The sequence below is a fragment of the Pseudomonas sp. DCB_AW genome (assembly GCF_026240895.1).
In the GTDB taxonomy this organism is placed as follows: Bacteria; Pseudomonadota; Gammaproteobacteria; order Pseudomonadales; family Pseudomonadaceae; genus Aquipseudomonas; species Aquipseudomonas kermanshahensis.
The window spans coordinates 196221-220874 of record NZ_JAPFCE010000001.1 but is presented as its reverse complement, the minus strand read 5'-3'; the positions used below and the strand labels follow the sequence as shown (position 1 = coordinate 220874).

The following is a 24654-nucleotide window of genomic DNA, read 5'->3' as shown; positions in this document are numbered from 1 at the left end:
AAGATTCGCGGTGTTGTCGCGGGCCTCTTCGCAGCGCAAGGCTGCTCCTACACGCTCGTGCTTAGCTGCATTCTTCGTGCAGCGCCAGGCTCTGGCGCTGCTGCTCCAGCAGGGCGGTGCGCAGTGATGCGGGGGCTAGGACACGAATCGACCCTGCCTGGGACAGTAACCAGCCCATCAGTGCACGGCTGTCGTCGACGGTAGCGGCCAGCGCGGCGCCGCCGTCTTGCTGAGGTACCAACTGCATGTCTGTGGACAGTGGCTGCTGTTCCAGGCGCCGCGCGAGCGCGTCGTCGACCCAGGCGCGTAGCCCGATCTGGCGAACCGGTGCGAGGGCATCCGGTTGCAGTTGCTGCGACTCGTCCAGGCTCAGCCCAGGTTGCCAGTACCAGCCATAAGGCATGCCTTTACTGTTGCAGTGCAGCGGAAACAACGCCGACAGTTCCACCAGGTCGCGCTCCACGGTGCGCTTGCTGGTGGTGTGGCCCACCTTCGCCAGCGCTGCCTGCAACTGCGTAGAGCTCATGCCTGGGTGGCGCCCCGGCAGCAGCTTGAGCAGCTGCCATTGGCGGGCGATGGTGTGGCGGGTAGGGTGGCTGGGCAAAGGAGGCTCGTCCGTGAATGCCAGGCACTGGGTGCGCCCGGATGGTGGCATTTGGCTATCCTGCAAGCATACCCTGCCCGGGGATGGGATCCAAACTTTTACGGGGCCGTCCCTTGCCATGCTTCTTAAATTTGACCAAAATATCGGTCTTAATTGAGGGCTGATAGCATGCAGAATATTTTCGCTGACGTAGCGGTAAGCGTTTCAGAGCTAAAAAAGAACCCAACTGCAGTAATGTCTGGCGCCGCAGGCATGCCCATTGCCGTACTGAATCACAATCGTGTGATGGGTTACATGGTGCCGGCCGAACTGTATGAAGCCATGATGGAAAAACTGGAAGACATCGAGCTAAGCGAGCTGGCCAAGTCCCGTCTTGGTGAGCAAGGTATACCGGTGTCTTTGGATGACTTATAAGCTTGAGTTCGTCCCTTCAGCGTTCAAGGAATGGGGCAAACTGGGCCATACGTTGCGTGAGCAGATCAAGAAGAAGCTTGGCGAACGTTTGCAGGCACCGAGGGTGCAGGCCGATGCTCTGCGGGAGCTGCCTAATCACTACAAAATAAAGTTCAAGGCTTCAGGCTACCGCCTCGTCTACCGGGTCGAAGATGAGCGGGTCGTTGTTGTGGTAGTTTCAGTGGGCAAGCGTGAACGCAGCGCGGTTTATCAGTCAGCCAAAAAGCGCTAGAGGGGCGTTCACAAGCAGCGTTTTTGCGATGTTGCGATGAACTCCCCCTCACTGTGTCCTACGATTCTTTGTTATCCCCGCACTGTTGCAGGGCCTCGATAAATACTCGCTCGGCCCGGCTCAGCCGTTGTTCCCTGTTCCACAGCAGGTGGATATCCACATCCGCAATCCCCTCCTGCGGTGGCAGCTTCCATAACAACCCCGCCGCCACATCCGCCGCCACCACGTGTTCCGGCAGGCAGCCGATGCCAAAGCCCGCGATCACCAGCCGGCGTACCTCTTCAAGGCTGGGCGAGGACGCCACGATCCGCCCGGAGAACCCTTGCTGGTCCCGGAAGATGGTCAGCGGCGAGAGCATCCCGCCGATCTGGTCGCTGGTGAAACTGACGAAGTTCTCACGTTGCAGGTCGCCCTCCAATTGGCCGAACAAGGCATGGTGCTTGCCGCAGAAAAACGCATAGCGCTGGCGCAGGAACAGCCGCTGCTCCAAACGCGGTTGCGGCCGTCGATTGAGGCTCAAGCCCGCCGTGGCAGTCTTCTCCTGCAAGGCGGCGACGATGTCGGAGCTGCGCATCACCTCGATTTCCAGCTCTACCCGTGGGTGCTGGCGGTGGAAGTCGGCGAGAAAATCGTCGAACTGCTCGCTTTCGATGCGGCTGATCATCAGCAAGCGCACCTTGCCCACCAGTTCGTCCGCCGGTTGCTCCAGCAGGCAGCCGATCTGCGACATTTGCCCATACACCTCGCCGGCCAGCACAAACAGCTGCTCGCCCATTTCAGTCAGCACAAAGCGTGGCCCACGGCGGGCGATGAGTTGCCGGCCGAGCTGATCTTCGAGGCGTTTGAGCGCCTGGCTCACCGCCGGTTGGGTAAGGTGCAGGCGGGCGGCCGCCCGGCTAATGGACAGCTCCTGGCCGATGACCCGGAAAGTGCGCAGCAGGTTCCAGTCGAGGCGGTCGTTGAGCAGGCGGTCGGACATGGTCGGGCTCGATAATAAGCTGGGCTAATAGTGCAAATAATAAATAGAAAATTGACTAATCATAGCCCGGGGACGATAAATCGCAGCCATGCACCGACCAAGCGCCACCAGAGCGCAACTGTGATGACCCACAACTCCTGCCAGAACAACAAGCAAAGGAGCCCACCATGAAGCCCACCGATTCGCCCCAGCCACCGCGCAGCGATAGAGGCTCTACAGTGGATTTAAATGACTACAGCAAAGGTTAGGGGGCTCTGCCCTGGGAAATACCCAAAGGTCCTGCAGGGTGGTGGATCGTGTCGGCGCTTGGGAATGTATTCAAAGGCGAGTACCACTGTTCGGTTTCATCGGCTATGTGAGCTGTCTCAATTGTTCCGCGGTGAGTGATAACAGCTCCGCATTGAAGTGAGTTCTTGACTCATTAGGTGTGTTCTGTCTGGGTCGATCTACCTTGATACCCTTGGGTGTTTGATAGATAGAACCCTCATCGAACGTATTGACAGGTCGCAGGTTGAACCCGGCGGCTACAAGTGAATTGTGGTGTGAGTGCATTAAACCAGGGTCTGGAGCACCTTCACGTTGGCCAAAGCCAAGTATCACCACGCCGGTAGTCTCGTTGGTGTAGTAATAGCCGGTGGGTATTAGTGGTTCAATCTGCGGGAGTTCAGAAGGATATTTAGCTTCCGTTCCTTTTGTATTGGTATTATATCTTAAGTAGGTACGGCTATAACCTTTTGGGATTTTTGGACTTTTTATGTGGCTGAAACCAATTGCGTGTAAGCGCTGTTCCGAATTTTCAGCCAAAAACTGGAGTATTGAGCTACCTTGGGTGTTAAGTTGTTGGTTGAACGTTACAGGCCATCGCCCGGAGGGATCAGCGCTGTTTATTGGATCCCCCGCGCAGTAGGCGTACGCGTTAAAGCCCCCTTTGCCAAACGGGCTCAGCGCATCGGGGCTGCTGAAGCGCCGTAATTGTGGATGATAGAAACGGTGCCCATTTCCCAGCGGGTAGGTGCCAGATATAGGATCTATCCATTGTCCTGTGAAGCCCAATAGTGGCGCGCTCTCAGCAGCGAAACGATGGCCATAAGGCGTATAGACTGTCCCCTGATACTCATCGTTGAAACTGCCCAAAGCCGAGCCTTGCTGGTCTGTCTGTAGCATCTGATTGTGCCACGTTCCACTTACTTGCGTGCCCTGCGCCACTCCGATATTGAGTGCCCAGATTACGCGCTGACAACCCTGGGTGTTCAGCCGTGTTGCCAGGCGGTTACCGTTGTAAAAGTGATAAGTGTGAGGGCTGTTTAGCTGGGAAGCCGGCGGCGTTGAGCGTTGTGGCGTCAGCTGTTGAGCATGAAGGCTGCGTATTGAATCATTCATTATCGCGACCTGCTGGAGGGAGATGTCCCAGTTTGGATCGCTCCGGCCGCCCCTCACAACTGGCAGTTTTACTAGGCTCTGTCCCTACACCCCACCCCGCCGCACATGCTTCACCAGCACCTTCTCCAACAACTCCCACATCGCCGGGTCCGTACTGAACGCCACATTGAAGCGCATCCACCCGGTCGGCTTGGCATCGACCATGAACAGCTGCCCAGGCCCAAGCATGATGCCTTTCTCCAACGCATCATCCAGCAGCTCCGCGCTGTCGGGGATGGCGGGGTGGCGGGTCCAGATGTACATGCCTTCATCCGACTCGGTGAACAACTCGAAGCCCAGCCGGTGCAGGTGCCGGCCCACTTCCTGGTGCGCCTCGGCCAGGCGCTGGCGCAGGCGTTTGAGGTGTTTGCGCCAGCGGCCGTCGATGATCGCGGCATACACCACGCGTTCCATCACCTGCGAGGTGGTGAGGCCTGAGCGCATTTTCAGGTGCACCAGTTTCTGCATCAGCTCCGGGTTGGCCATCATGTAGCCAACCCGTACGTTGGGCGAGATGCTCTTCGAATAGCTGCCGACGTACACCACCTGCTGCAGGTGGTCGAGGCTGGCCAGGCACGGTTGCGGTTCGGCGACCATGTCGGCGTACAGGTTGTTCTCGACCAGGCGGAAGCCATGCTGGCTGGCCAGTTGCAACAGCCGATGCAACTGCGGCAGCGGGGTGCGCGAGCAGGTCGGGCTGTGCAGGTGCGGCTGGGTGAAGAACGCGGTCGGGCGGTGATGCGCCAGCAACTGCTCCAGCTGGTTCAGGTCGTAACCGGCAGGGGTGCGGGGTACGCCGACCAACGTCGCGCCCTGGGTGCGCAGGATGCTCATCAGGTTGGGGTAGCCGGGGTCGTCGACCAGCACCACGTCACCCGGGCGCACCAGGGTGCGCGCGGCCAGGTCCAGGGCCTGGCTGGCGCCATGGGTGAGCATCAGCTGCGCCGGGTTGGCGACGATCGACAGCTCCTGCTGCAGGTTTTGTGCGGTCAGCGTGCGCAGTTCGGCCAGGCCCATGGGGTCGCCGTAGCCGGACAGTTCCAGCGGGCTGCCAGCGACCTGGCGCAGGCCGCGGCGCAGGCCTTCCTCGTACATCCAGTCATTGGGCAGCCAGCCGCAGCCGGGCTTGAAGGGCAGCTGGCGGATCTCGAAGATCTGCTGCAGGTACCACTCGGAGTTGAACGTTGGTCGACTGGTGTCGGCCTCGACATTGTGTTTGTCCAGCAACTCGCCAGCCGCGCGGTTGATGAAAAACCCGGCATTGCCGCGGCTGACCAGCAGGCCCTGGGCGACCAGGCGGTCGTAGGCCTCGACCACGGTGAAGGTACTCACCGAGTAGGTCGCGGCAAAGGCGCGGATAGACGGGACCTTGGCCCCAGGCTTGAGCGTCTGGTTGTCGATCAGCTCGCGCAAGCCGTCGATGATCTGGTTGACCAACGGGGTGGGGGCGTCTGGGTGTAATTCGAACATTCGAGGGCCTTTCAGGGTGCGTAGCGTCAGGTGCCTGCAGGGTGTACTGCATTGGCGACCTGTACAGTGCAGTGCGAGATTCATGCCACTGTGCATGGCTCTCTGCGTCGGACATTTTTACATTAGGTGTCGGATATCGCCACATAAAGCATGTTCAGTTCGCTCGAAGGGCAAACCTTCGGGCGCGTCAGCAGGCCGCCATGGATGGCCTGCGTGTGTTTGCTCACACCATCCTGCCCGCATTAGCACTGATGTACAGGTGAGGCCGCTAGCCATCGGGGTCTCACAGTTTTCCTTGGATAAAAAGAAGCACGGGGTACACAACTGATGGACGCAACATCCACAACCACCACCGCGAAAGGCGGGCACGAGAGCAAGCTCAGTGCCTCCCTCAAGTCGCGCCACCTGACGATGATGTCGATCGCCGGGGTTATCGGCGGCGCCTTGTTCGTCGGTTCCGGCAGCGTGATCCACAGCGCCGGCCCGGCCGCTGTCCTGGCCTACCTGGCAGGCGGCATCCTGGTGGTGCTGATCATGCGCATGCTCGGCGAAATGGCGACGTCCTCGCCTGACACCGGCTCGTTCTCCACCTACGCCGACCGCGCCATTGGCCGTTGGGCAGGTTTCACCATCGGCTGGCTGTACTGGTGGTACTGGGTCATCCTCATGGCGTGGGAAGCCTATGTGGCGGGCAAGATCCTGCATGGCTTCTTCCCTGACGTCAGTGTCAACGTGTTCGTGCTGGCCACGACCCTGCTGCTGATCACCGTCAACTTCTTCAACGTCAAGCATTACGGCGAGTTCGAGTTCTGGTTTGCCTTGATCAAGGTGATCGCCATCGTCTGCTTCCTGGTGGTGTGCACCGCAGCGGTGATGAACGTCTGGCAGTTCGGTGAAGTGCGTGGCATCAGCCACCTGACCGCAGAAGGCTTCATGCCCAACGGCATCACAACGGTGATTGGTGCGTTGCTCGGGGTGATGTTCGCCTTCCTCGGCGCAGAGATCGTGACCATCGCCGCGTCCGAAGCCAAAGACCCGGCCGCGCAGATCGTCAAGGCCACCAACTCGGTGGTGTGGCGTGTGTGCTTGTTCTACGTTGGCTCGATCTTCCTGATCGTCTGCCTGGTGCCGTGGAATGACCCGCACCTGGGCGTCTCGGGCTATGGTGCCTACCGCCGTACCCTGGAGCTGCTGGGCGTGCCGTATGCCGAGTTGCTGATGAACTTCGTGGTCCTGACCTCGGTGAGCAGCTGCCTGATCTCCGGTCACTACACCGCTTCGCGCATGCTGTTCTCGCTGTCCCAGCGTGGCGACGCGCCGTCGTTCTTCAAGATCACCCGCGCCGGCACCGGCGTACCGGTGTACGCGATCATGGGCTCGTGCGCCGTGGCGGTGGTGTGTGCGCTGATCAACTTCAGCGAAACCCTGCGCCCGAAAGACGTGCTGGACACCCTGATGAACACCACCGGCATGATCGCGCTGCTGGTGTACCTGGTGATCGCCTTCTCGCAGCTGCGCATGCGCCGCAAGCTGATTGCCGAAGGCAAGGAAGTGCGCCTGAAGATGTGGCTGTTCCCGTGGCTGACCTACCTGGTAATCGCGTTCATCGTGGCTGCCCTGGTGACCATGGCGTTCATGCCTGACTACCAGATCCTGGTGATCTCCACCGGTATTGCTGCCGCAGTCGTGGTAGCCATGGGTGTGGTGCATCAGATCCGTAGCGCCAAACGCCACTAAGCTTCAGTTGTGGTTCGAAACGGCCGGCTCCCTTGGGGACCCGGCCGTTTCGCGTTGTTGGGCCGGGTGTTTGTCCGGCGGCATGTGAAAACGCTGGTTCATCCACGGCGAGCCGAGGAGGGCGGCAGCGGCGATCAGGGCCAGTATGGCGAGGGCCAGGAATGTTTTCATGGGCAGGCGCATATAAGGACTGACTTCAAGGATAGACGCTCGGTTCCGGCCCGCGAATAGACCCTAAGTGCCACTACTTGGCTTATGCTGGGCACATTGCCCGCCCAAAGGAGCCGCATATGGCCTGGTCCGCCACCCAGTATTCCCTCTTCGAAAACGAGCGCACCCGCGCCGTACGCGACCTGTTGACCGCCGTGCCGCCACGCCCGGTCCGCCATGCCACCGACCTGGGCTGCGGCCCGGGCAACTCGACCGAGGTGCTGCTGCAGCGCTACCCCGATGCCCAGGTGACGGCGTTGGACAGCGACCCGGACATGGTCGAAAAGGCCCGGGAGCGCAAAAGGCTGTGTGTACCACGCGTGCGCTGCGCCATTGCCGACATCGCCCAGTGGTCCGCGCCAGAGCCGCAAGACCTGATCCTTGCCAATGCCTCGCTGCAATGGGTGCCGGACCACGCTTCGCTGTATCCGCACCTGGTCAGCCAGCTGAGCGAGGGCGGCAGCCTGGCGGTGCAAACCCCTGACAACCTTGACGAGCCAGCGCACCGGCAACTGCGCGAAATCGCCAGCAAAGGCCCCTGGGCCGCCAAATTCGCCGATTTCCAGCTACCGCCCAGGCACAACGCCGCGTTCTATTACGACCTGCTCAGCCCGCGGAGCGCGCGGGTGGATGTGTGGCGTACTACGTACCATCATCCGTTGGAGGGTGGCGCCGAAGCGGTGGTGGAGTGGTTCAAGGGCTCGGCGTTGCGGCCTTACCTGGCCAGGCTGGACGAACAAGAGCAAGCCGCCTTCCTGCAGATGTACCTGCAGGCGATGCAGCACGACTACCCACCGGCCACCGACGGTAAGGTGCTGTTGCCGTTCCCGCGCTTGTTCGTGATCGCTACGCGGTAGGGCGGCGCCAGCGCCCGAGCACGTAGCCGTAGATGCCGAGGTTGACCAGCAGGACGATGGCGCCCAGCAGCCATTGGATCTGCGGCGTCAGCCCGGCCGGATAGATCAGCGGCCAGATGTAATGTTCGACGAAACCGCCGTGGTAGCCCGCGTCGCCGGCGGCGACGCGCATGCGGTTTTCCCAGTCGGTCAGCGGGCATTCCAGGTGCAACCCTTCCACCGCCAATCCCCAGGCCAGGGCGGGCAGGTGGACGAGCAGGGCGGGGCGCCACTTGAGTACCAGCAGGCCACCGAACAGCACCCACAAGATGAAGGCCAGGTGCAACAGCACCAGAGCGTCGGCGGCAAATCGAAAGAGCATGGGGCGTGATCCTCGCGATCCTTGTAGGAGCAGCCTTGTGCTGCGAAGAGGCCGGTACAGGCACCATACATCAATGCTGCCTGCACCGGCCTCTTCGCAGCACAAGGCTGCTCCTACCAAGCAAACATTGGGGATGCAGCTTTACAGCCCTTCCTCAACCATTTGCAAGAACGTCGCCACCACCCGCCGCGTACGCTGCTCGCTGAGGCACACCAGCGTCTCGGTCAAATGCCGCTGACAGTCGACAATCGGCAACGCACACACCCGCGCATCCGCGCCAAACTCCGCCGCCGACACAACCCCCACGCCAATCCCCACCACCACCGCTTCGCGCGCCGCCTCCCGGCCTTCTACCTGGATCGCCGGCCGAATCCGCAGCCCGGCGCGCTGCATTTCTTCTTCCAGCGTCTGCCGCGTCACCGACCCAGGCTCCCTCAGCACCAGCGGGGTGTCATCCAGGTCCGCCAGGCTGATCGAGCCCCGGCTGGCCCAAGGGTGATGGTGGCTAACGAAGGCAACCATCGGGTCGCGGCGCAGCGGCAGGCAGTGCAGGCGCTCATCGTCGACGTCCCGTCCCAGCAGTGCCAGGTCCGCCTGGTAGCTGAACAGCCGGGCCAACGATTCATCGGTGTTGCCGGTTTCGACCTTCACCTGGATGCCCGGGTAGCGCTGGCAGAACCGCGCAATCTGCGGCAGCACGTGCACCGGCGCGTCCACCGCCAACACCAGGCTGCCGGTGTGCAGGGCGCGTGAGTCCTGCAGCAGTTCGTGGGCTTCGGCTTCGCAGGCGAACAGGCGTTGGCTGATGCCCAGCAGGCGCTCGCCCAGGTCGGTCAGTTGCACCGAACGCTTGTTGCGGTGGAACAGCAGCACGCCGAAGCGCTCTTCCAATTTGCGCACCTGGTCGGAGACAGCCGGCTGGGTCAGAAACAGTTTTTGCGCGGCACGGGTGAAGCTGCCGTGCACCGCCACCGCGTGAAAGGCCTTGAGTTGAGCGTGGGACACCGACATGACGACTCCAGTAACAAGCTGGGCTTATGAGTGAAATACGATAAATCGATTTTATTTATCAGTCATCAGCTGTTTCCATACCTCCCAGCCCCGTCGCAGCCACAAGCGCCGGTCGGGGCCATGGCGCTGATACAGCGCCATCTGACCCGATGACGGGCCCCCGCCATCGCTGTGCGTAACACAAGAACAAGACAGGCGTTTCTTCACATTCTGCCGGCACACTTGAGCAAGAGGTCAGACTCACATGAACCATTCCCTAGCCACGTTCAAACGCTGGCGTATGCAGATTTTCGCAATCACCTGGCTGGCCTACGCCGCCTTCTACTTCACCCGCAAGGCATTCTCGGTCGCCAAGCTGGGCATCGCCGAAGACCCAGGCTTCATGCTCGACAAGGCCGCCATGGCCAACCTTGACGCGATCTACCTGGCCGCCTATGCCGTGGGCCAGTTCACCTGGGGCATGCTTGCCGACCGCTTCGGCCCACGTGTGGTGGTGCTTGGCGGCTTGCTGATCTCGGCGGCGGCGGCGGTGGTGATGGGCAGCTACGCCACCTTCCCGATCTTCGCCACCTGCATGCTGATCCAGGGCCTGGCGCAGTCCACAGGCTGGGCCGGTTTGTGCAAGAACATCGGCAGTTTCTTCCCAGCCGCGCAGCGCGGGCGGGTACTGGGGTTGTGGAGCTCGTGCTATGCCTTTGGCGGCCTGGTGGCCTCGCCGTTTGCCGGCTGGTGGGCTTACACCCTGGTCGGCACCTGGCACGCCGCGTTCTTCTCCAGTGCCGTGGTGGTCGCCCTGGTGGCTGTGCTGTTTTTCTTCCTGCAGCGCAACAAGCCAGAAGACGTCGGCTTGCCCGCCGTAGAGCCCGAGCCGCAGAGCATGGCACCGGGCGCGAACCTGAGCAGCGTCTGGGCGCCGTTGCGCGAGATCCTGCGTAACCGCACGGTGTTGACCCTGGGCCTGGCCTACTTCCTGCTCAAGCCGGCGCGCTACGCCATTCTGCTGTGGGGGCCAGTGATCGTCTTCGAGCAAATGCCGTCGGTGGGCAAGGTCGGCGCGGCGATCATCCCCACGGCCTTCGAACTGGCCGGGCTGCTGGGGCCGATCATGATCGGCCTGGCCTCCGACAAACTGTTCGGCGCGCGGCGCATGCCGGCGTGCGTGATCAGCCTGGTGTTGTTGACGGTGACGCTAGCCGCGTTCATGGCGGCCATGCACACCGGCAGCGTGATGCTGGTGGTGGGCCTGCTGTTCGTCATGGGCCTGACCTTGTATGGCCCTGACTCGATGATCAGCGGCGCTGCAGCCATCGACTTCGGCACCGCCAAGGCAGGTGCCACCGCAGCAGGCTTCGTCAACGGCTGCGGCTCGGTGGGGGCCGTGCTTGGCGGGCTGCTGCCGGGTTATTTCGACGGCGTCACGGTGTTCATCGTGTTCGCCGGTTGTGCACTGTTCTCGGCGCTGGTGCTGCTGCCGCACTGGAACAGCCGCCCGGCCACCGCGGTGCAGCGCAACGACGTGGCACCGAACACCAGCATGGCAATCAAGCCACTGCGTACCTAAAGGAAAGCGAGCGAATGAGACCCTTCTGGCTGCAACAGGCCCTGGATTCGGCGCAGGAAGCGGCGTGCCCGCCGCTGCAAGGCGACAGCCGTTGCGATGTGTGCATTGTCGGCGGCGGCTACACCGGCCTGTGGACCGCGTTGATGCTCAAGGAGGCGGTGCCGGCGCTGGATATCGTGCTGATCGAGGCCGACATCTGCGGCGCTGGCGCCAGTGGTCGCAATGGCGGTTGTGCGCTGTCGTGGTCGGCCAAGTACTTCACCCTCGAGCGCCTGTTCGGGGCGGCCGAAGCGGTGCGCCTGGTGCGCGAGTCGGAACGCAGCATCGGTGCCATCGGCGCGTTTTGCGCGGCCAATGGCATCGACTGTGACTACCGCCTGGACGGCACGCTGTACACCGCCACCAATTCGGCCCAGGTCGGTGCCACCGATGCGGTGATCGCCGCGCTGGAGCAGCAGGGGGTGAATTCGTTCCAGCGGCTGCCGCTGGACCAGGTGCAACGCCTGGCGGGGTCGGCGCGGCACCTGGAAGGCTGGTTTTCGCCGGCCGCCGCCACCGTGCAGCCAGGGCAGTTGGTGCGCGGCCTGCGGCGGGTGGCGTTGCAGCGTGGCGTGCGCATTCACGAAGGCACGGCCATGACGAGCCTGGCGCACGGTGCGCCGGTACAGGTGCGCACGGCCCACGGTACGGTGCACGCCGACCGTGTGGTGTTGGGCCTCAATGCCTGGATGGCGCGGGCGTTCCCGCAGTTCGAGCGCAGTGTAGCGATTGTGTCCAGCGACATGGTGATCACCGAGCCGTGCCCTGAGCTGTTGCACGAAATTGGCCTGGACAGCGGCGTCAGCGTGCTCGATTCGCGCATTTTCGTGCATTACTACCACAACACCTCCGATGGCCGGCTGATGCTCGGTAAGGGCGGCAATACCTTCGCCTATGGCGGGCGCATGCTGCCGGTATTCGACCAGCCCTCACCCTACCGGCCGCTGCTGCGTGAAAGCCTGGGCGAGTTTTTCCCGTCATTGGCGGACGTGCCCTTGGCGGCCAGCTGGAATGGGCCGTCGGACCGCTCCGTCACGGGCTTGCCGTTCTTCGGCCGGTTAGACGGGCAGGGCAATGTGTTCTATGGCTTTGGCTATTCCGGCAGCGGCGTCGGGCCGTGCCACATGGGTGGGCAAATCCTGTCGTCGCTGGCGCTGGGGCTGGACAATCCCTGGACCCGCTCGCCATTGGTCAAGGGGCCGCTGGGGCTGTTTCCGCCAGAGCCGATTCGCTATCTGGGGTCGCTGATGGTGCGCAATGCCATTCGCCGCAAGGAGCGCGCCGAGGACCGCGGGCTACGACCACGGCACCTCGATGTACGCCTGGCACGTTTTGCGGCGGCGGCGGGGAAGGCCGACAAAGCATGAGATTTCTTGTCGATCACATGCCCGAGGGCGTATAAACTGCACCCACTTTTGGCCGGTCGCTTCCTGAACTGGCCGTTGAAACAAGAGAGTCGACATGGGCGCACAGTGGAAAGCCAAACATAGAGAAACAGCGGCCAATGCCAAAGGCAAGATCATGGGCAAGCTGTCCAAAGAGATCCAGATCGCTGCCAAATCGGGCGCCGATCCCGACATGAACCCGCGCCTGCGCCTGGCGATCGTGCAGGCCAAAAAGGCCTCGATGACCCGCGAGACCCTGGACCGGGCAATCCGCAAGGGTGCCGGCCTGGACGGTGATGCCGTGCAGTACCACGCGGTCAGCTACGAAGGTTTTGCGCCGCACCAGGTGCCGCTGATCGTCGAGTGCCTGACGGACAACATCAACCGTACCGTCGCGCAGATCCGCGTGCTGTTCCGCAAGGGCCAGCTGGGTGCGAGCGGTTCGGTGGCCTGGGACTTCAACCACGTCGGCCTGATCGAAGCCACCCCGAGCGAAGGTGCCGACCCGGAAATGGCCGCCATCGAAGCCGGTGCCCAGGACTTCGAGGAAGGGGAAGAAGAGGGTTCGACCCTGTTCATCACCGACACCACCGACCTGGACGCGGTGCAAAAGGCCCTGCCGGAGCATGGCTTCACCGTGACCTCGGCAAAGATCGGCTACACCCCGAAGAACCCGGTAAGTGCTGCCAGCTTGAGTGCTGAGGCATTGGCCGAGGTCGAGGCGTTCCTCGAGGCGATCGATGAGAACGATGACGTGCAGAACGTCTATGTCGGCCTGACCGACTAAAAGCCGGGGCCGCTTTGCGGCCCATTCGCGGGGCAAGCCCGCTCCCACAGCCCTCCGCTAACCTCAAACACGGCGGAGCTCTGTGGGAGCGGGCTTGTCCCGCGAATGGGCCGGTGAATTTGATAAAGGGGAGCCTGCATGAACCCAACTTTCGCCTCCCTGAGCCTCGCCCATCTACGCACCCTCGACTGCCTCCTGCAGCTCAAGAACCTCAGCCACGCCGCCGAGCGCCTGGGTGTCAGCCAATCTGCCCTGAGCCGTCAACTGGCCCACCTGCGCGAAGCCTTCGACGACCCGCTGCTGGTGCGCCAAGGCCGTGGCTACGTGCTCAGCGAGCATGCCGAAGCCCTGGTCGAGCCACTGCGCCAGGTCCTAGAAGAGCTGCACGCCCTGCGCCAACCGGCCGTGTTCGACCCCGCCCGCTGCGAGCGCCGTTTCTGCCTGGCGGCCTCGGACTACGTCGCCGAGCATATGCTGCCGCTGCTGGTGGCGGCGCTGGAGCACGAAGCGCCCGGCGTGTCCCTCGAGTACCGCACCTGGCAGGCTGGCCAGTACGCGTTGCTGGCCAGTGGCGAGATCGACCTGGCCACCACCTTGTTCGATGAGTCGCCGCCCAACCTGCATGGTCGTCTGCTCGGCGAGGACCGCGCGGTGTGCCTGATGCGTCGCGACCACCCGTTGACCGCCCATGACACGCTCAGCCAGGCAGCCTATCTGGCGCACAAGCATGTGCGCATTTCCGGGGGTGGCGACAAGGACAGCTTCATCGACCGCCACCTGCGCGCCCAGGGCCTGCAGCGGCGGGTCAGCCTGGAAGTGCCGTTTTTTTCAGCCACCGTGCAAGTGATCGGCAACAGCCAGGCGGTGGCCACGGTCCCGGAACACATTGCCCGGCAACTGTGCCGTTTGCATGACCTGGCCTGGCGACCGTTGGGCTTCATCGATCACAGTCAGCGTTACTGGGTGGTCTGGCACCAGCGCCTGCAGGCCTCGGCCGAGCACCGCTGGTTGCGCAACCGGGTGTTCGAGCTGTGGCGCCAGTCCCAGTTCGGGGTGCAAGGGGGGCATGCGCCAACGCCATAGGAGGTATGCGCGAAGCGGGGTTCTTTGCAGGGCGGGTGGCACCTAGACTGATGGGCCTGTATTGCCAGTGCTGGCCTCTTCGCGGGCAAGCCCGCTCCCACAGGTTAATCACAGCTTGAGCGCTGTGCGGACCGTGTGGGAGCGGGCTTGCCCGCGAAGAGGCCGGCCCAGGCAGCAAACTGCCCAATGGAGACCGCCCATGACCCCAGAACAATTCCGCCAGTACGGCCACCAACTGATCGACCTGATCGCCGACTACCGCCAAACTGTGGGCGAACGCCCAGTCATGGCCCAAGTCGAACCGGGCTACTTGAAAGCGGCCCTGCCTGAGTGCGCCCCGCAGCAAGGCGAACCCTTCGAAGCGATTCTCGACGACGTCAACAACCTGGTCATGCCGGGCCTGTCGCACTGGCAGCACCCGGATTTCTACGGTTACTTCCCGTCCAACGGCACGTTGTCATCTGTGCTGGGCGACTTTCTCAGTACCGGTCTGGGTGTATTGGGCCTGTCCTGGCAGTCCAGCCCAGCCTTGAGCGAGCTGGAAGAAACCACCCTCGACTGGCTGCGCCAGTTGCTCGGCCTTTCAGGGCAATGGAGCGGGGTGATCCAGGACACCGCCTCGACCAGCACCCTGGTGGCGCTGATCTGCGCCCGCGAACGGGCCAGCGATTACGCGTTGGTCCGCGGTGGCTTGCAGGCCCAGGCCAAGCCGCTGATCGTCTACGTCAGCGCCCACGCTCACAGCTCGGTGGACAAAGCCGCACTGCTGGCCGGTTTTGGCCGTGACAACATTCGCCTGATCCCCACCGACGCGCAGTTCGCCCTGCAGCCAGAAGCGTTGCGGGCAGCCATCGAGCAGGACCTGGCGGCAGGTAATCAGCCCTGTGCGGTAGTTGCGACCACCGGCACTACCGCCACCACGGCACTCGACCCACTGCGCCCAATTGGTGAAATCACCCAGGCCCATGGCCTGTGGCTGCACGTTGACTCGGCCATGGCGGGGTCGGCGATGATTCTGCCCGAGTGCCGCTGGATGTGGGACGGCATCGAGCTGGCCGACTCGGTGGTGGTCAACGCGCACAAGTGGCTGGGTGTGGCCTTTGATTGTTCGATCTACTACGTGCGCGACCCGCAGCACCTGATCCGGGTGATGAGCACCAACCCCAGCTACCTGCAGTCGGCGGTGGATGGTGAGGTCAAGAACCTGCGTGATTGGGGTATTCCACTGGGCCGGCGGTTCCGCGCTTTGAAACTGTGGTTCATGTTGCGCAGCGAGGGCGTCGAAGCGCTGCAGGCGCGCTTGCGCCGTGATTTGGATAACGCTCAGTGGCTTGCTGGGCAGGTCGAGGCGACGCCGGGTTGGACGCTATTGGCACCTGTGCAGTTGCAGACGCTGTGCATCCAGCATCGGCCGGCGGGGCTGGAAGGGGAGGCGCTGGATGCGCATACCAAGGCCTGGGCCGAGCGGCTCAATGGTTCTGGGGAGGCGTATGTGACGCCGGCCACCCTTGATGGGCGGTGGATGGTGCGGGTGTCGATTGGCGCATTGCCGACCGAGCGGGAGCATGTTGAACAACTGTGGCAACGGCTGCAGGAAGTGATCAAGGGCTGAAAACGCTGGGGCCGCTTTGCGGCCCATTCGCGGCGCAAGGCCGCTCCTACAGGGATTTGCGCACACCTGTAGGAGCGGCCTTGCGCCGCGAATGGGCTGCGCAGCAGCCCCCTGCGATCTATCAGTGGCTTGCCGTCTGCAAGCTGCCTTTACGGCTGGCTTCGTACGCGGCCTTTTCCATCGGCTTGGCTTGCGGGTTGCCGAGGTCTTCCATCGACAGGCGATGGGTTTCCGGTGCGATGTACGCCGCCAGTGCGCAGATGCAGGTGATGAAGAACGCCATGCCACCCACGACCAGCGGAATGTTGTCCGAGCCCGGTGGTGCCACCAGGGCGAACAGCGCCGGCAGCATGGCCGTCAGCATGGTGCCGATGTTCTGCGCAATGGCCATGGCCGAAACACGGTAGCGGGTCTGGAACAGCTCAGGGTAGAAGCTTGGGAACACCGCGTTGTAGCCCTGGTAGACCATGCCCCACATCACGATCGAGGCAGCGAAGGCCAGCGGTACGTTCTGGATGCTGATCGCATACAGGTAGACGAAGGCCAGCAGGCCCGAACCCAGGCACCCGGCGATCATGGTCGGGCGACGGCCGATCTTGTCGGAAAGGTTACCGACGAATGGAATCACCAGCACCGCGACGATGTTGCCGACCACCGGAATCCACAAGTACACGCTCTTGTCGAAGCCGATGCCATAGGCCGGCTGCACCGCGTAGGCCGCACCGAAAATGGTCGCGACGACCGGGATCACGTTCATCAGGGCCATGAACATCACCAGCACCATGTGTTTCCAGCTGTGGCGGAATGCCTCGCTGACCGGCGACTTGGCGACTTTATCCTGCTTCTCTTCCTTCACGAAGGCAGGCGTTTCGTGCACTTCTTTACGGATAATGAAGCCGGCGATCAGCACCACGGCGCTCATCAGGAACGGAATCCTCCAGCCCCAGTCGTTGAAGGCTTCACTCGGCATGAAGTAGGCCAGTGGCAGGAACACCGCCGCCGCCAATACCTGGCCGGCTTGTACGCCCTGCAGGGTGAAGCTCGCGTAATAACCTCGTCGGCCGAACGGCGCGTGCTCCATGATCATCGAACTGGCACCGGAGATCTCGCCGGCTACCGCGAAGCCCTGGACCAGGCGCAGCAGCACCAGCAAGGCGGGGGCGAGGATGCCGATGTCGTGGTACGTCGGCAGCAGGCCGACGGCCATGGTCGACACACCCATCAGGAACATGCACAGCAGCAGTACGTTCTTGCGTCCGCGGGTATCACCCCAGTGGCCGAGCACGATGGCGCCGACCGGGCGAGCCAGGTAGCCGACACCGTAAGTGGCCAGCGAGGCGATGATCGCCATTTTCGGGTCGGTGTTAGGGAAGAAGATTTGCGGGAAAATCAGGGCCGCAGCCTGTGCATAGATGAAAAAGTCGTAGTACTCGAGTGCCGAGCCTATCCATCCACTGGCGGTCGCTTTCTTGGCTTGAGAGCTGGAGTGAGCCATCGGTGTCTCCGTTGTTCTTGTTGGTTCCCGCACGGCGCAAGGCGAGCGTGGGGTTATCTCGGGAGTGGGGTCAAACGTGAAGTGCGGGCGTATTCCGCGCCAAGGCCGTGACAGGCAGCCAGGAGACAGGTGCGGATCGCAAGGCGAGAGCAGTGTTCATAGGTCGGTACCCGGTTTTATTGAACTTATTATGTTGTGGCGTTGGGCTTGTTAGCGCAGGTTCTGCCGAACGACCGTCTGGCAAGAAGGCGGCGGTCGGTGTGCCTGCGTCTGGTTTCATGTTGACCACGGGGTGGCGGTCTAGCAATTCGCGAAATCCGGTTTTGTTCGGTAATCGAACACAAAACTAACCATTCCGTACAAAGAGATTGATGAGGCGACTTTACCTGCGAATAATCCATCATGCCAGGCACCGTTACCTTGGTTTTCCTGCGCCGTCGTCCCCTAACAACAAGGAACTCCCGCCATGCAGCGTTCGATTGCCACCGTGTCCTTGAGCGGCACTCTGCCGGAAAAGCTCGAAGCCATCGCCGCCGCCGGTTTCGACGGCGTCGAGATTTTCGAAAACGACTTGCTCTATTATGCCGGCAGCCCGCGTCAGGTTCGCCAGATGTGCGCGGACCTGGGCATCGCCATCACCCTGTTCCAGCCGTTCCGCGACTTTGAAGGCTGCCGCCGCGACCGGCTGCAGCGCAACGTCGACCGCGCCGAGCGCAAGTTCGACTTGATGCAAGAGCTGGGCACCGACCTGGTGCTGGTGTGCAGCAACGTCCAGGCCGATGCCCTGGGCGACGAGCAACTGCTGGTGGACGACCTGCGCCTGCTGGCCGAACATGCCGGCAAGCGTGGCCTGCGCATCGGTTACGAAGCGTTGGCCTGGGGGCGTCACGTCAATACCTACCAGCAAGTCTGGAACCTGGTGCGTCAGGCCGACCATCCGTCGCTTGGGGTGATTCTCGACAGTTTCCATACCTTGTCGCTCAAGGGCGACCCGAGCGCGATCCGTGACATCCCGGGCGACAAGATTTTCTTCGTGCAGATGGCCGACGCACCGATCCTGGCCATGGACGTGCTGGAGTGGAGCCGGCATTTCCGTTGCTTCCCGGGGCAGGGCGAAATGGACCTGGCCGGCTTCCTCGCGCCGATCCTCGCCACCGGCTACCGCGGCCCGCTGTCCCTGGAAATCTTCAACGACGGCTTCCGCGCCGCGCCACCTCGGCAGAATGCCGCCGACGGCTTGCGCTCGCTGCTGTACCTCGAAGAGCAGACCCGCCTGCGCCTGGAGCAGGAGCCCGTGGCGGTGGAGCCGGGCGTGCTGTTCAACCCGCCGGCGGCGAGTGCCTATGATGGCGTGGAGTTCCTCGAATTCGCCGTCGACGAGGCGGTGGGTGCGCGCTTGAGCAACTGGCTGAAACGCCTGGGCTTCGCCGACGCCGGCAAGCACCGCAGCAAGGACGTGCAACTGTTGCGTCAGGGCGACATCAACATCGTCCTCAATGCCGAACCCTATTCGTTTGGCCACAACTTCTTCGAGGCGCATGGCCCGTCGTTGTGCGCCACGGCGTTGCGCGTCAAGGACCAGCAAGCTGCCTTGAAGCGCGCCACGGCCTTCCGTGGTCAGCCGTTCCGTGGCCTGGTCGGCCCCAACGAGTGCGAAGTACCCGCCGTGCGCGCGCCCGACGGCAGCCTGTTGTACCTGGTAGAACAGGGCACTGCTGGCCAGACCCTGTACGACACCGACTTCAGCCTGGACAAAACCGCCACTGCCAGCGGTGGCCTGCGCCGTATCGACCACATGGCCCTGGCGCTGCCGGCCGAGTCGCTGGACAGCTGGGTGCTGTTCTACAAGAGCCTGTTCGACTTCGCCGCCGACGACGAAGTGGTGCTGCCCGACCCGTACGGCCTGGTCAAGAGCCGTGCGCTGCGCAGCCAGTGCGGCACCTTGCGCCTGCCGCTGAACATTTCCGAGAACCGCAACACCGCCATTGCCCACGCATTGTCCAGTTACCGCGGCTCGGGTGTGCATCACATCGCCTTCGATTGTGATGACATCTTCCGTGAAGTGGCGCGTGCCAAGTTGGCTGGCGTGCCGCTGCTGGAAATCCCGCTCAACTATTACGACGACCTGGCGGCGCGCTTCGACTTCGACGACGAATTCCTCAGTGAACTGGCGTATTACAACGTGCTGTACGACCGCGATGCCCAAGGCGGCGAACTGTTCCACGTGTACACCGAGCCGTTCGAGGAGCGCTTCTTCTTCGAGATCATCCAGCGCAAGGGCGGCTATGCCGGGTATGGCGCAGCGAATGTCGCCGTGCGCCTGGCAGCCATGGCCAAGGCCCGCAGCGGGGCAGCGCGCAAGCCGGTGCTGTAAGCGCCGCTACCCTGTTGGATCAAACTGATCCTTTTTGCTTCCACAGGGCCCCTGTGGGAGCGGGTTTACCCGCGAACACCGGCGAAGCCGGTGCCATACTCCGCGTCGCCTGCTTCGCGGGTGAACCCGCTCCCACAGGGTTCACCGCCCTTCGGCCACCATCAACAACGCCTGCGGCACCGCACTTTGCGGATGCTGCGGCTCCTGCAGGCTGACCAAGCGCAGCCCAGCCATGTCCAATGCATTCAGCCAACTGGCCAAAGTGCGGAAGTACCAAGGCATCGGCCGCCAGTCCCCGGCAAACCCTGCGAACGACTCTTCCCGCCAGCCATCCTGATAATCGCCCGCAGCCACACTCCAGGGGTGCAACGTCTGGATCACCACTGCACCACCCGGAGCCAGCAGCGCATTCATCGCCGCCAACAAGGGGATGACGTCCTGCTGCAACAACGCAAAATTGGCACAAACCAAATCGTAGTCACGGCCAACGCTGACGTCGCCCTCGGCCAGCTGTGCGTAACTGGCAAGGTGTACCTCGGTGGAGCCTGCCGCACGGGCCGCCTCCACCAGGGTGTTGTCGCCATCTACGCCGACCGCCTCGATGCCGCGATCAGCCAGCGCCCGCAGCAACCAGCCTTCACCACACCCAAGGTCGAGCACGCGCTCGGGTTGCTGGCTGAGAATGGCCAGCAGGATAGCCTGGTCTGTCACCTGCCGACGGCTCTCGATGGCGCCACTGCGCACCGCGTCGATCCAGGCCTGGGCGTTGTGCTGCCAGCTGTGCAGCAGGTTGTCTTCGGGGTTGTGCATGGGGGGGCTCCGCCGCCTTGAGTGAGTTGAAGCATAGGCCGCGAGCGCGCGCCTTTGCGGCTGAATGCTGGCCCATATTGAACTTGCTTTGCGCGCCAGCGCTAACTTACCATTGAAAATAGTTCTCACTTGCGTAGACAAGACCGCCCATGAGCGACGTGCTGCCCAGCCCTGACAATCACATACGCAATGTCGAAGCGCTTTACACCGGCCACCAGGGCTGGTTACACGCGAAATTGCGCAGGCGCCTGGGCAACGCGGTGGATGCGGCCGACCTGGTTCAGGACACGTTCACCCGTATCCTCGCCTCCAAAGCCGTCGTATTCGATGAGCCCCGCGCTTATCTGAGTTGCGTCGCTGGCGGCATTCTCGCCAACTGGTGCAAACGTAAATCGCTGGAGCGTGCGTACTTGGCGGCACTTGAGCACCTGCCTGCCCCTGAAGTGCCTTCGCCAGAGACGCGCTTGCTGATCCTGGAAACCCTGCACGAGATCGATGCCATGCTCGATACCTTGCCGCCATTGGTCCGGCGCGCGTTTCTGCTGTCGCAGTTGGCTGGCATGAAGTACGAGGCGATTGCCGAGCAGCTCGGTGTATCGCTGATTACCGTCAAACGCTACATGAAGCAGGCATTCGTTCAGTGCTTGAGGCTGGTCGACTAGATGGCCGATGCACAGCGCGCCGAGCCGGTAGACGCCGAAGCGCTCGAAGAAGCCGCCGAGTGGTTGATGTGCATGAGCGCAGGCGACGTGACCGATGCGCAGCAGGCCGACTGGCTGGCCTGGCGCAACAGCAGCCCGGCCCGAGCAAGCGCTTGGCAGCGCGCGGAGCGGTTGATGGGCAAGTTGGGTGGCCTGCCACCGGCACTGTCGATGCCTGCACTGGACCGCCCGGCCGACCCTGGCCGTCGTGCACTGGTCAGCCGGCTGGCACTGCTGCTGGCCCTGGCCCCGGCCAGCTGGGCAGGTTGGCGGCTGACCGAGCAACAAGGTTGGGCAGCTGATTACCGCTCCGGCATTGGCGAACGCCTTGACCTTACCCTGGCCGATGGCACGCAGATTGTGCTCAATACCGACTCCGCGATCGATGTACGTTTCAATGCCGGCGAGCGGTTCATTCGTTTGCTCCGTGGCGAAATCCTGGTGCAGACGGCCCCCGACATCGTGGTCCCTGCTCGCCCGCTGTGGGTAGGGACGCGGGAGGGGCGCATGCAAGCCTTGGGCACCCGGTTCACCGTGCGGGAGTTCGGCGGGCGTACCTACCTGGCGGTCATCGAAGGTGCGATTCGCATCGAACCTGGCAATGCCGATCACCTTGCCCGCCGCGTCGTGCAAGCCGGCCAACGCGCTGACTTCGACGCCCGAACGATCGCTGCACCAAGGCCGGTAGACGAGGCTGTCACGGCCTGGACCCAGGGCATGCTGCTGGCGGACAAGATGAGGCTGGACGCTTTGGTTGCCGAGCTGGCGCGTTACCAACGGGGGTTCATTCGTTGTGATCCAGGCATTGCCGACCTTCGCGTATCGGGGGCATTCCCCATCAGCGACCCGCGTCGAACGTTGAGCATGCTGGAGTCGACTTATGCCCTGCGGGTGGAGGCGCACATGGGGGGCTACTGGACGATGCTTGCGCCGCGTTGACCGCACCGCAAAAAAAGTCGTGCCCCAGGTGATACTTTTTTCCGCCTCGGCTGGCAATAGGAGTGAACACCTCCATTCCCGGTCAGAAGGACCCTCCTGTCATGCCTGTTGCAAGTCGTCCCCAGCTCGCCATTGCAATCCGTCGCGCCCTGTTCAGCTGTGTGCTGGTGGCAGGTGCCAGCCATTCATGGGCGGCGCTCGCACAACCATTGGAGGCGACGGCTACGAGGCCGTACGACATCGCCCCTGGGCCGCTCGGCCGGGTCATGGCCAGCTTCGCGCTGGCCTCCGGTGTGGCCCTGTCGTTCGAGCCTGCATTGACGGAAGGCCTGTACAGCCCAGGCCTCAACGGTCGCTACTCCCCGCGTGACGGCATGGCGCAACTGCTCGCCGGCAGTGGGCTCGAACTGGTCGAGCTGGGCGACGGCAGCTTCAAGCTGATCAGGCAAGTGGCCAGTGGCGACGGCCTGACCCTGGCCGCGACCACCATCGACGCCAACAGCATGCGCCACGAAACCCTGCCAGAAGCTTATGCCGGCGGGCAAGTTGCCCGTGGCGGGCGGCTGGGCATGCTGGGCAACAAGGACGTGATGGACACGCCCTTCAACGTCACCAGCTATACCGCCAAAACCCTGTCGGATTTGCAGACGGTCACCGTCGCCGATGCCCTGGAGCGTGACCCTTCGGTGCGCTCCACGGGGCAAACCGGCGGCATCGTCGATTCGTTTTTCATCCGTGGCTTCCCTGTCGGTGAGGGCAACCTAGGGGAGCTGGCTTTCGACGGCGTGTATGGCGTGGCGCCCAACTACCGCGTGTTTACCGAATATGCCGAGCGCGTCGAGGTGCTCAAAGGGCCAGGCGCGCTGATGTATGGGATTTCGCCTAACAGCGGGGTCGGCGGCGTGATCAACATCGTCCCCAAGCGCGCCCTGGCCGAGGACCTGAGCCGTTTCACTGCAAGCTATAGCTCCGACACACAAACCGGTGGCCACCTCGACATCAGCCGCCGCTTTGGTGATCAGCGGCAATGGGGCGTGCGTTTCAACGGCAGCCTCGCCCAGGGCGACACGGCCATTGATGACCAGCAACGGGCCTTGGATATCGGTGCCATCGCCCTGGATTACCAAGGTGAGCGCCTGCGCCTGAACCTGGACTTCATCAGCCAGCGGGAGCGCTGGGATGCCGCGTCGCGGCCCTTCACCGTGGCGCCGGGTGTCGACGTGCCTTCGGCCGCCAATGGCCGCACCAACCTGCCACAGGACTGGGGCTGGTCGGACACCCGCGAGCAATCCGCGCTGTTGGGTGGGGAATACGACCTGAGCGATTCGTTGACTGTGTTTGCCCATGCGGGTGGCGGCAGGGCGGATGTCGCGCGGATGTCCGACCAGGTGCCGAAAATCCTCAATGACGCGGGCGACACCAGCAATACTCCGGGCTACTACAAGTTCAATGTTGACCGCTCCACCGCCGACGTGGGCGTACGCGGGCTGTTCGAAACCGGGCCGATCAACCATACCGTCACGCTCATGGCGACCCGTTACCAGGATGAGCTGTCGCGGGGCATCAACAATGGCACGGAAATAATCTCGAACATCTATCACCCCGTAGCGGTGCCCAAGCAGTACATCAGTGCGCCAAACGTGAATCGGGTGTCTGAAGCCGAGTTGTCCGGCGTAGCGATGACCGACACCTTGGCGGTGCTCGATGACCGCGTGCAACTGACCCTGGGCGTGCGCAGGCAAGCGATCGAGTCGCGTAACTACAGCACCGCAGGCGCTATGACTACCCGCTACAAAGACAGTGCGACGACGCCCGTTGTCGGGGTGGTGGTGAAACCCTGGGAGAATGTCTCGCTGTACTACAACTACGTCGAAGGTCTGAGCAAAGGCGATGTGGCACCGGCCACGGCGGGCAATGCCGGTGAAGCCTTTGCCCCCTATGAAACCAAGCAGCACGAACTGGGGGTGAAGTTCGAACGGGACACCTTCATGACCACCTTGGCGCTGTTCCAGATCGAAAAACCCAGTGGTGAACTGGGCGCTGGCAACCTGTTTTCGGTGCAGGCGCAGCAGCGCAACCGTGGCATCGAGTTGAGCATGTTCGGTGAAGTCGCGCCCGGTACCCGACTGCTGGGCGGCGTGACCCTGCTGGACGGCGAACTGACCGATTCGGCCACGGCGGCCAACAAGGGCAATGAGCCTGTGGGCGTGCCCGATGTGCAGGCCAACCTCTGGGCCGAGTGGGACACGCCTTGGGTCGAAGGTGTCACCTTGACCGGTGGCGCGATCTACACCGGCAGCCAGTACATCAACCAGGCCAACACCCAGGAGCTCGATGCTTGGACACGTTTCGATGTGGGTGCGCGCTACACCACCCACATCGAAGGCCGTCCTACCACCTTCCGGGCCACGGTGCAGAACGTCTTCGACCGTGAGTACTGGTCGGGGGTCGCTTCGTATGGCGCAATATCGCCTGGCTACCCACGCGCCCTGCAGCTGTCGGCCACGGTCGATTTCTGAGGCCGGTTCGGCCTGG

At 62.8% G+C, this 24654-nt stretch carries 22 protein-coding genes; 13 read left to right on the top strand and 9 right to left on the bottom strand.

Going from position 1 to position 24654, the window contains the following annotated elements; genetic code table 11:
- Positions 1 to 61: 61 nt before the first annotated feature.
- A complete protein-coding gene (locus tag OO306_RS01015; protein WP_265967500.1) occupies positions 62 to 604 on the bottom strand; it encodes a WYL domain-containing protein in 543 nt (180 codons plus the stop codon).
- A 168-nt stretch (positions 605 to 772) separates the two neighbouring features.
- Between OO306_RS01015 and OO306_RS01010 the strand changes: the two genes are divergently transcribed.
- Both OO306_RS01010 and OO306_RS01005 read left to right on the top strand, forming a co-directional pair.
- Positions 773 to 1018 carry a type II toxin-antitoxin system Phd/YefM family antitoxin gene (locus OO306_RS01010; protein ID WP_027593796.1) on the top strand — a complete coding sequence of 82 codons (246 nt, stop codon included), beginning with the start codon at positions 773 to 775 and terminating at the stop codon, positions 1016 to 1018.
- Entirely contained in the window at positions 1008 to 1289 is a 282-nt protein-coding gene (locus tag OO306_RS01005) for a type II toxin-antitoxin system RelE/ParE family toxin (protein WP_027593795.1), read from the top strand. Before OO306_RS01010 ends, OO306_RS01005 begins: the two co-directional genes overlap by 11 nt.
- Before the next feature lie 58 nt (positions 1290 to 1347).
- Here OO306_RS01005 and OO306_RS01000 read toward each other — a convergent pair whose 3' ends face one another.
- From OO306_RS01000 to OO306_RS00990, 3 genes are all read right to left on the bottom strand, one after another.
- Positions 1348 to 2268: a LysR family transcriptional regulator gene (locus tag OO306_RS01000; RefSeq protein WP_099429839.1), complete on the bottom strand. Its 921-nt coding sequence runs from the start codon at positions 2266 to 2268 to the stop codon at positions 1348 to 1350.
- A 351-nt stretch (positions 2269 to 2619) separates the two neighbouring features.
- Positions 2620 to 3648: an RHS repeat-associated core domain-containing protein gene (locus OO306_RS00995; protein WP_265967429.1), complete on the bottom strand. Its 1029-nt coding sequence runs from the start codon at positions 3646 to 3648 to the stop codon at positions 2620 to 2622.
- 84 nt (positions 3649 to 3732) lie between these two features.
- A complete protein-coding gene (locus OO306_RS00990) occupies positions 3733 to 5157 on the bottom strand; it encodes a PLP-dependent aminotransferase family protein (protein WP_027593793.1) in 1425 nt (474 codons plus the stop codon).
- Between the two features lie 327 nt (positions 5158 to 5484).
- On the opposite strand from OO306_RS00990, the gene OO306_RS00985 reads away from it, so the two are divergent.
- A complete protein-coding gene (locus OO306_RS00985; RefSeq protein WP_027593792.1) occupies positions 5485 to 6894 on the top strand; it encodes an amino acid permease in 1410 nt (469 codons plus the stop codon).
- A gap of 3 nt (positions 6895 to 6897) precedes the next feature.
- On the opposite strand, the gene OO306_RS00980 is transcribed toward OO306_RS00985, so the two are convergent.
- Positions 6898 to 7077, bottom strand: a complete 180-nt coding sequence (locus tag OO306_RS00980) for a hypothetical protein (protein WP_099429838.1) — start codon at positions 7075 to 7077, stop codon at positions 6898 to 6900.
- 107 nt (positions 7078 to 7184) lie between these two features.
- Here OO306_RS00980 and tam point away from each other — a divergent pair, with 107 nt between their 5' ends.
- Positions 7185 to 7961 (top strand): trans-aconitate 2-methyltransferase, encoded by a 777-nt coding sequence (gene tam / locus OO306_RS00975; RefSeq protein ID WP_027593790.1) that lies wholly within the window; start codon positions 7185 to 7187, stop codon positions 7959 to 7961.
- On the opposite strand, the gene OO306_RS00970 is transcribed toward tam, so the two are convergent.
- Together OO306_RS00970 and OO306_RS00965 are read right to left on the bottom strand one after the other, a co-directional pair.
- A complete protein-coding gene (locus tag OO306_RS00970; RefSeq protein ID WP_265967428.1) occupies positions 7951 to 8322 on the bottom strand; it encodes a DUF2784 domain-containing protein in 372 nt (123 codons plus the stop codon). The genes tam and OO306_RS00970 overlap by 11 nt on opposite strands.
- A 141-nt stretch (positions 8323 to 8463) precedes the next feature.
- On the bottom strand, positions 8464 to 9333 hold the full coding sequence (locus OO306_RS00965) for a LysR substrate-binding domain-containing protein (RefSeq protein WP_027593788.1): 870 nt from the start codon (positions 9331 to 9333) through the stop codon (positions 8464 to 8466).
- A gap of 244 nt (positions 9334 to 9577) precedes the next feature.
- Between OO306_RS00965 and OO306_RS00960 the strand changes: the two genes are divergently transcribed.
- From OO306_RS00960 to OO306_RS00940, 5 genes are all read left to right on the top strand, one after another.
- Positions 9578 to 10894, top strand: a complete 1317-nt coding sequence (locus tag OO306_RS00960; protein ID WP_265967427.1) for an MFS transporter — start codon at positions 9578 to 9580, stop codon at positions 10892 to 10894.
- Between the two features lie 14 nt (positions 10895 to 10908).
- Complete coding sequence (locus OO306_RS00955; protein ID WP_265967426.1) at positions 10909 to 12300, top strand: FAD-dependent oxidoreductase; 1392 nt, start codon at positions 10909 to 10911, stop codon at positions 12298 to 12300.
- 94 nt (positions 12301 to 12394) lie between these two features.
- A complete protein-coding gene (locus OO306_RS00950; RefSeq protein ID WP_085273298.1) occupies positions 12395 to 13105 on the top strand; it encodes a YebC/PmpR family DNA-binding transcriptional regulator in 711 nt (236 codons plus the stop codon).
- Positions 13106 to 13243: 138 nt separating this feature from the next.
- Entirely contained in the window at positions 13244 to 14188 is a 945-nt protein-coding gene (locus OO306_RS00945; RefSeq protein WP_099453582.1) for a LysR family transcriptional regulator, read from the top strand.
- 199 nt (positions 14189 to 14387) lie between these two features.
- Positions 14388 to 15800 (top strand): DOPA decarboxylase, encoded by a 1413-nt coding sequence (locus OO306_RS00940; protein ID WP_265967425.1) that lies wholly within the window; start codon positions 14388 to 14390, stop codon positions 15798 to 15800.
- A 121-nt stretch (positions 15801 to 15921) separates the two neighbouring features.
- On the opposite strand, the gene OO306_RS00935 is transcribed toward OO306_RS00940, so the two are convergent.
- Positions 15922 to 17295 (bottom strand): MFS transporter, encoded by a 1374-nt coding sequence (locus OO306_RS00935; RefSeq protein WP_027593782.1) that lies wholly within the window; start codon positions 17293 to 17295, stop codon positions 15922 to 15924.
- A gap of 466 nt (positions 17296 to 17761) precedes the next feature.
- On the opposite strand from OO306_RS00935, the gene quiC reads away from it, so the two are divergent.
- Positions 17762 to 19669: a 3-dehydroshikimate dehydratase QuiC gene (gene quiC / locus OO306_RS00930; RefSeq protein ID WP_265967424.1), complete on the top strand. Its 1908-nt coding sequence runs from the start codon at positions 17762 to 17764 to the stop codon at positions 19667 to 19669.
- Between the two features lie 141 nt (positions 19670 to 19810).
- Here quiC and OO306_RS00925 read toward each other — a convergent pair whose 3' ends face one another.
- Positions 19811 to 20479 carry a class I SAM-dependent methyltransferase gene (locus OO306_RS00925; RefSeq protein ID WP_265967423.1) on the bottom strand — a complete coding sequence of 223 codons (669 nt, stop codon included), beginning with the start codon at positions 20477 to 20479 and terminating at the stop codon, positions 19811 to 19813.
- A 149-nt stretch (positions 20480 to 20628) separates the two neighbouring features.
- Between OO306_RS00925 and OO306_RS00920 the strand changes: the two genes are divergently transcribed.
- The 3 genes from OO306_RS00920 to OO306_RS00910 all read left to right on the top strand — a co-directional run bounded on the left by OO306_RS00920 (position 20629) and on the right by OO306_RS00910 (position 24638).
- Entirely contained in the window at positions 20629 to 21141 is a 513-nt protein-coding gene (locus OO306_RS00920) for a sigma-70 family RNA polymerase sigma factor (protein WP_265967422.1), read from the top strand.
- Positions 21142 to 22119 carry a FecR domain-containing protein gene (locus OO306_RS00915; RefSeq protein WP_265967421.1) on the top strand — a complete coding sequence of 326 codons (978 nt, stop codon included), beginning with the start codon at positions 21142 to 21144 and terminating at the stop codon, positions 22117 to 22119.
- 101 nt (positions 22120 to 22220) lie between these two features.
- Complete coding sequence (locus OO306_RS00910) at positions 22221 to 24638, top strand: TonB-dependent receptor (RefSeq protein WP_265967420.1); 2418 nt, start codon at positions 22221 to 22223, stop codon at positions 24636 to 24638.
- Positions 24639 to 24654: the final 16 nt, after the last annotated feature.

Excerpts from the sequence above, each read along its gene's own strand:
- OO306_RS01010 (WP_027593796.1), top strand. The coding sequence starts at position 773 with ATGCAGAATATTTTCGCTGACGTAGCGGTAAGCGTTTCAGAGCTAAAA.
- OO306_RS01005 (WP_027593795.1), top strand. The coding sequence starts at position 1,008 with ATGACTTATAAGCTTGAGTTCGTCCCTTCAGCGTTCAAGGAATGGGGC.
- OO306_RS01000 (WP_099429839.1), bottom strand. The coding sequence starts at position 2,268 with ATGTCCGACCGCCTGCTCAACGACCGCCTCGACTGGAACCTGCTGCGC.
- OO306_RS00995 (WP_265967429.1), bottom strand. The coding sequence starts at position 3,648 with ATGAATGATTCAATACGCAGCCTTCATGCTCAACAGCTGACGCCACAA.
- OO306_RS00990 (WP_027593793.1), bottom strand. The coding sequence starts at position 5,157 with ATGTTCGAATTACACCCAGACGCCCCCACCCCGTTGGTCAACCAGATC.
- OO306_RS00985 (WP_027593792.1), top strand. The coding sequence starts at position 5,485 with ATGGACGCAACATCCACAACCACCACCGCGAAAGGCGGGCACGAGAGC.
- OO306_RS00980 (WP_099429838.1), bottom strand. The coding sequence starts at position 7,077 with ATGCGCCTGCCCATGAAAACATTCCTGGCCCTCGCCATACTGGCCCTG.
- tam (WP_027593790.1), top strand. The coding sequence starts at position 7,185 with ATGGCCTGGTCCGCCACCCAGTATTCCCTCTTCGAAAACGAGCGCACC.
- OO306_RS00970 (WP_265967428.1), bottom strand. The coding sequence starts at position 8,322 with ATGCTCTTTCGATTTGCCGCCGACGCTCTGGTGCTGTTGCACCTGGCC.
- OO306_RS00965 (WP_027593788.1), bottom strand. The coding sequence starts at position 9,333 with ATGTCGGTGTCCCACGCTCAACTCAAGGCCTTTCACGCGGTGGCGGTG.
- OO306_RS00960 (WP_265967427.1), top strand. The coding sequence starts at position 9,578 with ATGAACCATTCCCTAGCCACGTTCAAACGCTGGCGTATGCAGATTTTC.
- OO306_RS00955 (WP_265967426.1), top strand. The coding sequence starts at position 10,909 with ATGAGACCCTTCTGGCTGCAACAGGCCCTGGATTCGGCGCAGGAAGCG.
- OO306_RS00950 (WP_085273298.1), top strand. The coding sequence starts at position 12,395 with ATGGGCGCACAGTGGAAAGCCAAACATAGAGAAACAGCGGCCAATGCC.
- OO306_RS00945 (WP_099453582.1), top strand. The coding sequence starts at position 13,244 with ATGAACCCAACTTTCGCCTCCCTGAGCCTCGCCCATCTACGCACCCTC.
- OO306_RS00940 (WP_265967425.1), top strand. The coding sequence starts at position 14,388 with ATGACCCCAGAACAATTCCGCCAGTACGGCCACCAACTGATCGACCTG.
- OO306_RS00935 (WP_027593782.1), bottom strand. The coding sequence starts at position 17,295 with ATGGCTCACTCCAGCTCTCAAGCCAAGAAAGCGACCGCCAGTGGATGG.
- quiC (WP_265967424.1), top strand. The coding sequence starts at position 17,762 with ATGCAGCGTTCGATTGCCACCGTGTCCTTGAGCGGCACTCTGCCGGAA.
- OO306_RS00925 (WP_265967423.1), bottom strand. The coding sequence starts at position 20,479 with ATGCACAACCCCGAAGACAACCTGCTGCACAGCTGGCAGCACAACGCC.
- OO306_RS00920 (WP_265967422.1), top strand. The coding sequence starts at position 20,629 with ATGAGCGACGTGCTGCCCAGCCCTGACAATCACATACGCAATGTCGAA.
- OO306_RS00915 (WP_265967421.1), top strand. The coding sequence starts at position 21,142 with ATGGCCGATGCACAGCGCGCCGAGCCGGTAGACGCCGAAGCGCTCGAA.
- OO306_RS00910 (WP_265967420.1), top strand. The coding sequence starts at position 22,221 with ATGCCTGTTGCAAGTCGTCCCCAGCTCGCCATTGCAATCCGTCGCGCC.